Origin of the sequence: Yoonia sp. (genome assembly GCF_017854565.1) — a bacterium.
In the GTDB taxonomy this organism is placed as follows: Bacteria; Pseudomonadota; Alphaproteobacteria; order Rhodobacterales; family Rhodobacteraceae; genus Yoonia.
Genome location: NZ_JAFMHJ010000034.1, coordinates 21576 through 33172, shown reverse-complemented (window position 1 = coordinate 33172; position 11597 = coordinate 21576). Strand labels below are relative to the sequence as shown.

Here is an 11597-nt window from a genome sequence, read left to right as displayed (position 1 = left end):
CCTTTTTACGATAACAAGCCGTTCAGCCCCGGTTCATCCCGTTGTCGTTAGGCTGTGGGAGATAAGAATTTGGAGTAGGATTCGAAATGAGATCAACAGCACACAAAATAGCAAGAGCAGGCACCTTGTCGCTGGCACTCGCTTTTGCCTTGGTTTCGTTTTCAGCAACGCATGCGACTGCTGAAAACGGAAGCGGTAACCGAAACAGTGGTGATCGCGGTAATCCTGGCAAAAGCGACGCCGAAAACAGCGGAAATGGCAACGGCCGCGGTCATCTGTCCCGCGAGTTGCGGGGCCTGAACGCAGCACATGCAAATCCGAATGCTTTGGCAAACGCTTCTCCAAACAGCATGCCTGGCAAGCTCTATGCCTATCAGCAGGCGCAAGGATCGTTTGTGGCGGTGGTTGAGGTGCAGGATGATGCCTACGCTGAGTATTTGCGCCTTACAGGGTTGACCGAAGAGGAAATCACAGCCGAATTCCCCGATGGTGGCTATGAAGATGCGGTGACCAATGCCGCCATCGTCTATGAGGATGCACGGGCTGATGCGGTGGTGGCACAATCCATCGCGCAGGAAAGCCTTACCGTCCTGACCGGCGGCGCGGAACTATCAGGCGGCGCATTGGCCGAGTTGAGCCGCCTTTTGGGTCTTTGATGACGTGATACTTCGGTGGGCAGGCTGCATGGTGCAGCTTGCCCCTTGCGGATGTGGATGACTCTGCGTATATGAGTTGCAACAGCGGTACCTTGGTTTCCAAACCAACGGTCCCACCGGGAAATATCAACGGGCCGCGCGCCCGTTTTTTTGTGCTTGAGAAGAATATATGAACGATCTGATTGCCAAGGCGGCCATTGACCGCCGCATCGCTGAGATAATAACGCCTGTCATTGAGGACATGGGGTTCGAGGTCGTGCGCGTGCGCCTGATGACCGGCAAGGAAAGCATCTTGCAGATAATGGTCCAACGCCCGGACGGGTCGATCGAGGTGGATGAATGCGGGCAGATTTCCACGGCGATCAGCGCGGTTCTGGATGTCGAAGATCCGATCCTTGATGTCTACACGCTTGAGGTGTCCAGCCCCGGCATCGACCGGCCCCTGACCCGGCTGAAAGATTTCGATCAGTGGGAAGGTTTCGAGGCCAAGATCGAAACAGACGCGCTGATTGACGGGCGTCGCAGGTTTAAGGGTCAACTGGCCGGGACCGAGGGCGACGAAGTTTTGATCACGATTGAAGAAGGCACGATTGGCCTGAAGTTCGAATGGCTGTCAGATGCCAAACTGGTACTGACAGATGAGTTGATCCGCGATGTATTGCGCGGGCGTAAAGATGCGGGCCAGATCGACGAGGCCCAATTTGACGAAATTGAAACCATCATTGATGGCGAGGAGAACGACTGATGGCATATACTTCCGCGAACCAGCTGGAATTGCTGCAAACAGCCGAGGCTGTTGCCCGCGAAAAGAACATCGAACCCCGTTTGGTGGTCGAGGCGATGGAAGAATCGCTCGCCCGTGCGGCAAAGTCGCGTTACGGTGCGGAAATGGACATTCGCGTGTCCATCGACCGCAAGACCGGCAAGGCGACGTTTACACGGGTTCGCACCGTGGTCGCGGATGATGAGCTTGAGAATTACCAAGCCGAGTTCACCGTGGAGCAGGCCAAAGAATACATGGATGATCCGCAGGTTGGGCAGACTTTTGTTGAAGAAGTCCCGCCTGTTGAGTTGGGCCGCATCGCTGCCCAATCCGCCAAGCAGGTTATTTTGCAAAAAGTCCGCGAAGCTGAGCGCGACAAGCAATACGAAGAATTCAAGGATCGCGCTGGTACGATCATCAATGCGCTGGTTAAGCGCGAAGAATATGGCAACGTCATTGTTGACGTGGGTTCTGGCGAAGCAATCCTGCGCCGGAATGAAAAGATTGGTCGCGAGGCCTATCGCCCGAATGACCGCATCCGTTGCTACATCAAGGAAGTGCGCCGCGAACAGCGTGGTCCGCAGATTTTCCTGAGCCGTACCGCGCCGGAATTCATGGCTGAGTTGTTCAAGATGGAAGTGCCCGAAATTTACGAAGGCATCATCGAGATCAAGGCGGTGGCCCGTGACCCCGGTTCGCGCGCGAAGATCGCCGTGATTTCGTATGATAGCTCGATTGACCCGGTGGGCGCTTGTGTCGGTATGCGCGGTTCGCGCGTGCAGGCTGTCGTCAACGAGCTGCAGGGCGAGAAAATCGACATCATTCCTTGGAATGAAGATATGCCGACGTTCCTTGTGAACGCGTTGCAGCCCGCCGAGGTTTCCAAGGTGGTGCTGGACGAAGAGGCCGGCAAAATCGAAGTTGTTGTTCCAGAAGATCAGTTGTCGCTTGCGATTGGTCGCCGCGGTCAGAACGTCCGTTTGGCATCGCAGCTGACCGGTCTAGATATCGACATCATGACAGAGGAAGAAGAGAGCAAGCGTCGGCAGGCCGAATTCGAGCTACGGACAAAATTGTTCATGGACACACTTGATCTGGACGAGTTCTTTGCCCAACTACTGGTTTCAGAAGGGTTCACGAACCTAGAAGAAGTCGCCTATGTCGAGCTTGATGAACTGCTGGTGATAGAAGGCATCGATTCGGATACTGCATCTGAGCTGCAAGCCCGTGCTCGCGATTATCTGGAAGCCCAGAACAAGAAGGCCTTGGATGCCGCCCGGGCGCTGGGTGTCGAAGACAGTCTGGTAAACTTTGAAGGGCTGACGCCCCAGATGCTGGAAGCGCTGGGCAAGGATGGCGTGAAGACGCTGGAAGACTTTGCGACTTGCGCAGACTGGGAGTTGGCCGGTGGCTGGACGACCGTCAATGGCGAACGGAGCAAAGACGACGGTGTCTTAGAGCCTTTTGATGTATCGCTGGAGGAAGCGCAGACAATGGTCATGACAGCCCGCGTCATGCTGGGCTGGGTTGATCCTGCTGACCTTGAGAGCAATGCGGAAGACAATGAAACGACGGAGGAAGCGGAGGCCTGATTTCAGGTCTTCGCAGGGGAAATAGATGGCGCGCGGTGGCCACAGCAAAGATCAGGATGATGCGGAACGTAAATGCATTGTTACTGGCGACGTACAGCCAAAGGCTGGGTTGATCCGCTTTGTTGTGGGGCCGGAAAATCAGGTTGTGCCTGATATTCTGGGAAAATTACCCGGACGCGGCATGTATGTCACAGCGGATCGAGCGACACTGGAAGAGGCCCGCAAGGGGCAGTTTTCACGCTCGGCCAAGCAGGCGGTGACTGTCCCCGACGGTCTGGTTGACGAGGTCGAACGTCAGTTGGCACGGCGTACCGTTGACCTGATCGCGATGGCGCGCAAGGCGGGTCGGGCGGTTTGCGGGTTTGAGAAAGTAAAAGGATGGCTTGCCGGTGGTGAGCGTGTCCGTGTCTTGGTTCAGGCCAGCGATGGTTCTGAACGTGGCAAAACGAAATTATGGACGCCCGAAGGTGCCCGCTATTTCGGCTGTTTGACTGCAGCGGAATTGGGTTTGGCATTTGGACGGCAAAGTGTGATACATGGCGCGCTTGCGACTGGTGGACTCAGCAACCGTGTTGTAGAGGAAGCAACAAAGCTACGTGGATTGCGCGAAGTGGACGGTGGCGATGGGGCCTCCGGGAAGGATAAAGAAGCTAAATGAGCGATAACGACGGTAAAAAGACACTCGGCCTCGGTGGTTCGCGTCCAAGCAACGTGAAGCAAAGCTTTAGCCATGGGCGGACCAAGAACGTCGTGGTGGAAACCAAGCGCAAGCGCGTTGTCGTGCCCAAGCCGGGCGCGCCAAAACCAACCGGCAGCCTAGGGCCGATTGGTGGTGACCCATCCAAGCGCCCTGCGGGGATTTCAGATGTTGAGCTAGAGCGCCGGATGAAGGCGCTCGCTATGTCGAAAGCCCGTGAGGCAGAGGAATCAGCCAAGCGTGACGCTGAAGAAAAAGCGCGTGCCGCAGACCGCGAAGCGCGCCGGGCCGAGATCGAAGCCAAAGAGGCCGAGGATCGTGAGCGCGAAGATCGCGCCAAAGCAAAGGCCGATGACGAAGAACGTAAGCGCGAGAAGGCCGCGCGTGCAAAGGCGGCCACTGAAGCGCCGCCTGTTGATAATGCTGTACCTGGCGAAACTTCTGTTACGCGTCCCACGGCGGCAGCACGCAAGCCTGACCGCGAGCGCGATGCAAATGACAAGGCAACAAAAGCCAAGCCCGGCCGCAGCGATGATGGCCGCCGTTCCGGCAAGCTGACTTTGAACGAGGCATTGACCGGTCGCGAAGGTGGCCGCCAGCGGTCAATGGCGGCGATGAAGCGCAAGCAGGATCGTGCCCGTGCCAAGGCGATGGGTGGTTCAGTTGAGCGTGAAAAGGTGTTCCGCGATGTGGCATTGCCGCCGGCGATCACCGTGTCCGAGCTGGCAAACCGCATGGCTGAACGCGTGTCTGATGTGGTCAAGGCGCTGATGAACAACGGTATTATGGCGACTCAGAATCAGACAATTGACGCAGATACGGCCGAGTTGATCATTGAAGAATTTGGTCACAAAGTTGTACGTGTTTCGGATGCAGACGTCGAAGATGTTATTCATCAGGTTGCCGATGATCCCAAAAACCTCGTGTCACGACCGCCGATCATCACGATCATGGGCCACGTTGACCACGGCAAAACATCGCTTCTTGATGCGATCCGTAATGCCAAAGTGGTTGCGGGCGAAGCGGGTGGCATTACGCAGCATATTGGCGCCTATCAGGTGACCACTGACAGCGGTGCGGTTTTGACGTTCCTTGATACGCCAGGCCACGCTGCATTCACGTCGATGCGTTCACGTGGCGCACAGGTGACAGATATCGTTGTGCTTGTTGTGGCCGCAGACGATGCGGTTATGCCGCAAACGATCGAAGCAATTAACCACGCGAAAGCCGCTAAGGTGCCTATGATCGTGGCAATCAACAAGATCGACAAGCCGTCAGCCAACCCTGACAAGGTACGAACGGATTTGTTGCAGCACGAGGTTGTTGTCGAGAAAATGTCCGGCGATGTGCAGGATGTCGAGGTTTCGGCCATGACGGGTCAGGGTCTTGATAGCCTGCTGGAAGCGATTGCCCTGCAGTCCGAAATTCTTGAGCTGAAGGCAAATCCAAATCGCGCCGCCCAAGGTGCTGTGATTGAGGCGCAGCTTGACATAGGCCGCGGTCCTGTTGCGACCGTGCTTATTCAGAACGGGACGTTGCGTCAGGGCGATATCTTTGTTGTCGGCGAGCAGTACGGCAAGGTTCGTGCGCTGATCAACGATAAGGGCGAACGCGTTCCTGAGGCTGGACCTGCTGTGCCGGTCGAGGTGCTTGGCCTGAACGGGACACCCGAAGCGGGCGACGTTCTTAACGTGGTTGACACCGAATCGCAGGCGCGTGAAATCGCCGAATACCGCGAGAAGGCAGCCAAAGAGAAACGCGCAGCCGCCGGTGCGGCGACGACGCTTGAGCAGTTAATGGCGAATGCCAAGCAGAACGAGAACGTCAGTGAATTGCCGATTGTGGTAAAGGCTGATGTGCAAGGTTCTGCCGAAGCTATCGTTCAGGCAATGGAGAAAATCGGCAACGATGAGGTCCGCGTGCGGGTGCTTCATTCTGGTGTTGGTGCCATTACAGAATCCGATATCGGTCTGGCAGAGGCGTCTGGTGCGCCGGTCTTTGGCTTTAACGTGCGTGCCAATGCGACGGCGCGGGCCAGCGCGAACCAAAAGGGTGTTGAAATCCGGTACTATTCGGTGATCTACGACCTTGTGGATGACGTGAAGGCGGCGGCCTCGGGTCTGCTTTCTGCCGAAATTCGCGAGAAGTTCATTGGTTATGCCAAGATCAAAGAGGTCTTCAAGGTATCCAATGTCGGTAAGATTGCTGGTTGTCTTGTTACCGAAGGTGTGGCGCGACGGTCTGCTGGCGTGCGTTTGCTGCGTGACAACGTTGTAATCCACGAAGGCACGCTTAAGACGCTTAAGCGCTTCAAGGACGAGGTGCCAGAGGTCCAGTCAGGTCAGGAATGTGGTATGGCGTTCGAGAATTACGAAGACATCCGTCCGGACGATGTGATCGAAATCTTTGAACGCGAAGAGATCGAACGAAACCTGTAAGCGGCAGTTATTCTATGCAAAAAGGGCGGCCCGAAAAGGCCACCCTTTTTGGGTGCGTAGGGTGGATTTTAATCCACCCTACAGCCAGTCGCGCAGGATCGGGATCAGCGGGATATCCGCCGCTGGCATTGGATAGTTCCGCAGGTCACGCGGTCTCACCCATTTCAGGGCCTGACCCTCCCGCGATTGGGGTGTGCCTGCCCATTTCCGGCAGGCAAACAGCGGCATCAGCAGGTGGAAATGATCATAGGAATGGCTGGCAAAGGTCAAAGGCGCCAAGCAGGACGCCCATGTGTCGATACCAAGCTCCTCTTGCAGTTCACGGATCAGGGCGATTTCAGGTGTTTCACCTTGCTCTACCTTGCCGCCAGGGAATTCCCACAGGCCCGCCATCGATTTACCCACTGGTCGCTGTCCCAGTAGGACGCGACCGTCAGGGTCAATCAACGCAACGGCCGAGACCAGAACTGTCTTCACGACCGGTAGTCGGCGTTGATGTCGATGTATCCGTGGGTAAGGTCGCAGGTCCAGACAGTGCATTGCCCGTCCCCGATGCCCATATCCACGCCAATCGTCAGCTCTGGGTTTTTCATATAAGCGCTTGTGGCGTCTTCTGAATAATCCGGTGCACGCCAGCCGTTTTCGGCCACGGTGATATCTCCGAACCTGATCGACAACCGATCCCTGTCCGCCTGTGCCCCGGATTTACCCACGGCCATCACGACCCGGCCCCAGTTGGCATCTTGTCCAGCGATGGCGGTCTTGACCAACGGTGAATTGGCGATGGACAAGGCGACCTTGCGCGCGTCCTCGTTTGATACTGCGCCGGTTACGCTGACGGTCACGAACTTTGTGGCCCCTTCTCCGTCGCGGACGACCTGATGCGCGAGCTCCAGCATGATCTCATGCAGCGCATCGGCGAAAGCCGCATTGCCGGTCACATCCACCGCTGACGCGCCCGTCGCACCCATTACCAGACTGTCTGACGTCGAGGTATCGCTGTCCACCGTGATACAGTTGAAGGTTTTGTCGTTGAGGTCGGACACGAGTGTTTGCAGATCCGCCTGTCCGATGACTGCATCAGTGAAGATATAGACCAGCATTGTCGCCATATCAGGTGCGATCATGCCGGACCCCTTGGCAATCCCTGCAATTTTGACGGGTTTTCCGCCAATGTGGATGGCCGCGCAGGCCCCTTTGGGGAACGTATCGGTGGTCATGATCGCGCGGGCGGCGTCGGCGATGGCGGCCGCGCTTTGGTTGGACTGCAGCTCGGCCAGTTTCGCAGTGATCCGTTCGTAGGGCAACGGTTCCCCAATCACGCCTGTCGACGCTGTGAAAACACGGTCGGTCGAAACGCCGGTTGCCGCAGCGACGGCCGCTGTTAGCGCGTTGACGGCCTTCATTCCGTTTTTGCCGGTAAAGGCGTTGGAGTTCCCGGAGTTTACCAAAATGGCGGCAGGACCGTCAGGCTTGCCGCCGATTTTCGCCTGGCAATCCAGAACCGAGGCAGAGCGCGTCGCGGAGCGGGTAAAGACACCGGCAATTGCACTGCCGGGGGCTAGCAGGGCCAGCATGACGTCGGTGCGCCCTTTGTAGCGCACACCGGCTGCCGTTGCTGCAAAGGTCACGCCTTGGATGACCGGCATGTCTGGAAACGTCACTGGGGCGAGGGGGGACATTGCCATGATCTATTGATCCAGCAAATCAAGATTGTCGATCAGGTCGGGGTCAAAATCGCCTGCGGCCGGTTTGACGACCTCTTGCTCGGTGGTCAGTTCATCCAGCCGGGCGGTTACCGCAGCTTCTTGCAGGACATCGGTTAGCTCGCGGCGCATTTCGTCCAGTGTTGGCAGTGGTTGCACGCGGATTTCGTTCAGCGTCGCCACATGCCAGCCGAATTGTGTTTCAAACGGCTCTGACACGTCGCCAACCCCGAGCGCCATGATCGCGGTCTCAAACTCTGGCACCATGGCGCCGGCTTCGAACCAGCCAAGGTTTCCGCCGTTCGGTCCTGTCGGCCCGGTTGACACATCGCGGGCAACATCGGCAAAGGCCGCGCCGTCGTCAATACGGGTCTTGGCGGCGCGGGCTTCTTCCTCGGTTTCGACAAGAAGGTGCGACGCATTGAATTCATTGACGCCTGCGGCATCCGCGAACCGTGCATCAAATGCGGCCTGCAGCGCATCTTCGGTCACGGCCTGCTGGGTAATTGCACTGATCACCTCTGCAGCAAGCAGCGAACGGCGTTCGTTTTGCAAGGTGTAGTCGATCCGGGCGGGCACCGCATCAAGTGTGTCGGCGAGCAGTTGCTGCTGGATCAGTTGGTCAATGATGCCTTCGAGCAGAACAGCGTTTGGGAATTGGGCGTATTGCGGCGGCAGCTGGGCGCGGGCGATGATGATCTCGCCCATGGTGATTTCGGTGGCGCCAACTTTGGCAACAACGGTGGCTGCGGTTACGTCTTGGGCCACTACACCAGTCGAAAGCGCAATAGCCAGTGCTGCAGACCCCAAAAATGTAACATGTTTGAGCATTAAACGATCCCTTGATTGGCCGCACGGGTGCGCGGCGTTGACACTGCATATCCCGCCCCTTACATCCCTTACAGGCCTTCGAGGGGGCTGGCTCGGCACCTTTGTAGGGGGCCAACGAAGTGCCTACAAGCAGCCTCCTCTCAAATAGATGTCATACAGGCGCCATACGCGCCGTCGGAGATAATATGCTGGGTATCGGAACGATTGCCAAAAAGGTGTTTGGCACACCGAACGACCGCAAAGTCAAAGCTGTCCGTCCGTTGATCGAAAAAATCAACGCGCTGGAGCCTACGTTTGCGGCGCTGTCCGATGAGGGTATCAAGGACAAGACGCAGGAATTCGCCGAACGGGCCATGAAGGGCGAAAGTCTTGATGATCTGCTGCCCGAGGCGTTTGCCAATTGCCGCGAGGCTGCAAGACGCGCGCTGGGTTTGCGCGCCTTTGACACACAGTTGATGGGCGGCATATTCCTGCATCAGGGCAACATATCGGAGATGAAGACCGGCGAGGGCAAGACTCTTGTGGCCACGCTGCCTGCCTATCTGAACGCGCTGACCGGCAAGGGCGTGCATATTGTCACGGTAAACGATTACCTTGCCCGCCGCGACGCCGAATGGATGAGCAAGGTTTATAGCGCCCTTGGTTTGACCACAGGTGTTGTGGTTCCGCAGCAGCCCGAGGATGAGAAAAAAGCGGCTTATGCCTGCGACGTCACATATGCGACGAACAATGAGCTGGGCTTTGATTATCTGCGCGACAACATGAAGTCAGAGCTGGATCAGATGTATCAGCGCAGCCATAACTTTGCTGTTGTGGACGAAGTTGACAGTATCCTGATTGATGAGGCTCGCACGCCACTGATCATTTCTGGCCCGGCGCAGGATCGCAGCGAGATGTATGCCGCGATCGACAAGTTTATCCCTGATGTGTCTGACGATTTATTTACCCTGGACGAAAAAACCCGTCAGGTGACGTTCAACGATGAAGGCAATGATTTTCTGGAAGACAGGCTGACCGCTGCAGGTTTGCTGCCCGAAGGTCAGACGCTCTATGATCCCGAAAGCGCCACGCTGGTGCATCACGTTAACCAGGCGTTACGTGCGCACAAGCTGTTCACCAAGGACAAGGATTATATCGTCCGCGATGGCGAAGTTGTGTTGATCGACGAATTTACTGGCCGGATGATGGCGGGTCGCCGTCTGTCCGATGGCCTGCATCAGGCGATTGAGGCCAAAGAGGGTGTCTCGATCAAACCCGAGAACGTCACACTGGCGTCGGTAACATTCCAAAACTATTTCCGCCTTTATGACAGGCTGTCCGGCATGACCGGCACGGCGGTAACCGAGGCCGAAGAATTCATGGAAATCTACGGCCTGGGCGTTGTCGAAGTGCCGACCAACCGGCCAATCGCGCGCCTTGATGAGCATGATCAGGTTTATCGTACAGCCCGCGAAAAGTTCGAGGGCGTCGTGGCCGCGATCAAAGAATCCCATGCAACGGGGCAACCTATCCTTGTTGGCACCACCTCGATTGAGAAGTCAGAGTTTCTGGCCGGTTTGCTGAACAAAGAAGGAATCACCTTCAATGTCCTGAATGCACGCCAACACGAGCAGGAAGCGCAGATCATTGCAGATGCCGGTAAGCTGAACGCCGTTACGATTGCCACGAATATGGCTGGTCGCGGGACGGATATCCAGCTGGGCGGTAACGTTGACATGCGCGTTTTGCAGGCACTGACAGAGAACCCGGATGCCGATCCAGAGGCCGTTCGTGCCCGGATCAGCGCGGAAGTGGCGGATGAGAAGGAAAAAGTGAAGGCTGTTGGTGGTTTGTTTGTTCTGGCAACAGAACGGCACGAAAGCCGCCGGATTGATAACCAGCTGCGTGGCCGGTCTGGTCGTCAGGGGGATCCGGGGCGTTCGTCCTTTTTCCTATCGTTGGAAGACGACCTGATGCGGATTTTCGGGTCTGAGCGGCTTGAAAAAGTACTGTCGGGTCTTGGCATGAAGGACGGGGAGGCAATTGTGCACCCTTGGGTCAATAAGTCGCTGGAACGTGCGCAGGCGAAGGTTGAAGGCCGCAACTTTGATATCCGCAAGCAGCTTTTGAAATTCGATGACGTGATGAACGATCAGCGCAAAGTGATCTTTTCGCAGCGCCGTGAAATCATGGAAGCCAAAGACCTGTCAGACATTGCGCAAGACATGCGTCACCAAGTAATCGAAGATTTGGTTTCGGAACATATTCCACGCAAAAGCTATGCGGATCAATGGGATGCCCAGGGCCTTTATGCGGCAGTGATTGAAAACCTCGGTATCGACGTGCCTGTTATGGCTTGGGCCGATGAGGAGGGTGTCGACGAAAACGACATCCGCGAGCGGCTTGAAGAAGCGTCCGATAAATTTATGAATGACAAGGCCAAGGCGCTTGGTCCGGATACGATGCGGAGCGTTGAAAAGCAGCTCTTGCTTCAGACAATTGACGGCAAATGGCGCGAACATTTGCTGACGCTGGAACATTTGCGGGCTGTTGTAGGCTTTCGCGGTTATGCGCAGCGGGACCCGCTGAATGAATATAAAACAGAGGGTTTCCAACTGTTCGAACGTCTGTTGGACAGCTTGCGTACAGATGTGACGAAAAAACTGGCGCAAATCCGACCCATGTCACAAGAAGAGCAAGAGCGGATCATGGCACAATTGCGCGAACAGCAGCGCATGGCCCAAGCTGCGCCAGCACCAAGCGGTACGACCGCTGGCACAGCGCGTGAGGGTTTCGATGAAACTGATCCGCAGACATGGGGGAACCCGGGCCGCAACGACGTTTGCCCCTGTGGTTCAGGTAACAAGTTCAAACATTGTCATGGGCGCTTTGCCTGAAATGGGCCACAATCAAGACATCGCAAGACCATAAGGTT

The 11597-nt window shown here is 56.4% G+C and carries 9 protein-coding genes; 6 read left to right on the top strand and 3 right to left on the bottom strand.

Annotated elements, in window-relative coordinates:
• Positions 1-350: 350 nt before the first annotated feature.
• From QZ196_RS13105 to infB, 5 genes are all read left to right on the top strand, one after another.
• A complete protein-coding gene (locus tag QZ196_RS13105) occupies positions 351-656 on the top strand; it encodes a hypothetical protein (RefSeq protein ID WP_296427111.1) in 306 nt (101 codons plus the stop codon).
• Positions 657-825: 169 nt separating this feature from the next.
• The gene (rimP, locus tag QZ196_RS13100; RefSeq protein WP_296427110.1) at positions 826-1401 is read left to right on the top strand and encodes a ribosome maturation factor RimP; all 576 of its coding nucleotides are present in this window, start codon (positions 826-828) and stop codon (positions 1399-1401) included.
• Entirely contained in the window at positions 1401-3011 is a 1611-nt protein-coding gene (nusA, locus tag QZ196_RS13095) for a transcription termination factor NusA (RefSeq protein WP_296427107.1), read from the top strand. Before rimP ends, nusA begins: the two co-directional genes overlap by 1 nt.
• A 25-nt stretch (positions 3012-3036) precedes the next feature.
• Positions 3037-3669 carry an RNA-binding protein gene (locus QZ196_RS13090; protein ID WP_296427104.1) on the top strand — a complete coding sequence of 211 codons (633 nt, stop codon included), beginning with the start codon at positions 3037-3039 and terminating at the stop codon, positions 3667-3669.
• Positions 3666-6146 carry a translation initiation factor IF-2 gene (infB, locus tag QZ196_RS13085; protein ID WP_296427102.1) on the top strand — a complete coding sequence of 827 codons (2481 nt, stop codon included), beginning with the start codon at positions 3666-3668 and terminating at the stop codon, positions 6144-6146. The genes QZ196_RS13090 and infB overlap by 4 nt, the downstream gene beginning before the upstream one ends.
• Positions 6147-6224: 78 nt before the next feature.
• On the opposite strand, the gene mutT is transcribed toward infB, so the two are convergent.
• The 3 genes from mutT to QZ196_RS13070 are packed head-to-tail and all read right to left on the bottom strand — an operon-like array spanning position 6225 to position 8683.
• Positions 6225-6623 (bottom strand): 8-oxo-dGTP diphosphatase MutT, encoded by a 399-nt coding sequence (mutT, locus tag QZ196_RS13080; protein ID WP_296427099.1) that lies wholly within the window; start codon positions 6621-6623, stop codon positions 6225-6227.
• Entirely contained in the window at positions 6620-7834 is a 1215-nt protein-coding gene (gene argJ / locus QZ196_RS13075; protein WP_296427096.1) for a bifunctional glutamate N-acetyltransferase/amino-acid acetyltransferase ArgJ, read from the bottom strand. The genes mutT and argJ overlap by 4 nt, the downstream gene beginning before the upstream one ends.
• Before the next feature lie 3 nt (positions 7835-7837).
• Positions 7838-8683, bottom strand: coding sequence for a peptidylprolyl isomerase (locus tag QZ196_RS13070; RefSeq protein ID WP_296427094.1), 846 nt, complete (start codon positions 8681-8683; stop codon positions 7838-7840).
• A gap of 185 nt (positions 8684-8868) precedes the next feature.
• Between QZ196_RS13070 and secA the strand changes: the two genes are divergently transcribed.
• Positions 8869-11559 (top strand): preprotein translocase subunit SecA, encoded by a 2691-nt coding sequence (gene secA, locus QZ196_RS13065; protein WP_296427093.1) that lies wholly within the window; start codon positions 8869-8871, stop codon positions 11557-11559.
• The last annotated feature ends 38 nt before the right edge of the window (positions 11560-11597 follow it).

Bases quoted from the DNA above. Each gene is read 5' to 3' on its own strand.
- argJ (WP_296427096.1), bottom strand. From the start codon at position 7,834: ATGGCAATGTCCCCCCTCGCCCCAGTGACGTTTCCAGACATGCCGGTC.
- nusA (WP_296427107.1), top strand. From the start codon at position 1,401: ATGGCATATACTTCCGCGAACCAGCTGGAATTGCTGCAAACAGCCGAG.
- QZ196_RS13105 (WP_296427111.1), top strand. From the start codon at position 351: ATGCCTGGCAAGCTCTATGCCTATCAGCAGGCGCAAGGATCGTTTGTG.
- infB (WP_296427102.1), top strand. From the start codon at position 3,666: ATGAGCGATAACGACGGTAAAAAGACACTCGGCCTCGGTGGTTCGCGT.
- QZ196_RS13070 (WP_296427094.1), bottom strand. From the start codon at position 8,683: ATGCTCAAACATGTTACATTTTTGGGGTCTGCAGCACTGGCTATTGCG.
- secA (WP_296427093.1), top strand. From the start codon at position 8,869: ATGCTGGGTATCGGAACGATTGCCAAAAAGGTGTTTGGCACACCGAAC.
- rimP (WP_296427110.1), top strand. From the start codon at position 826: ATGAACGATCTGATTGCCAAGGCGGCCATTGACCGCCGCATCGCTGAG.
- QZ196_RS13090 (WP_296427104.1), top strand. From the start codon at position 3,037: ATGGCGCGCGGTGGCCACAGCAAAGATCAGGATGATGCGGAACGTAAA.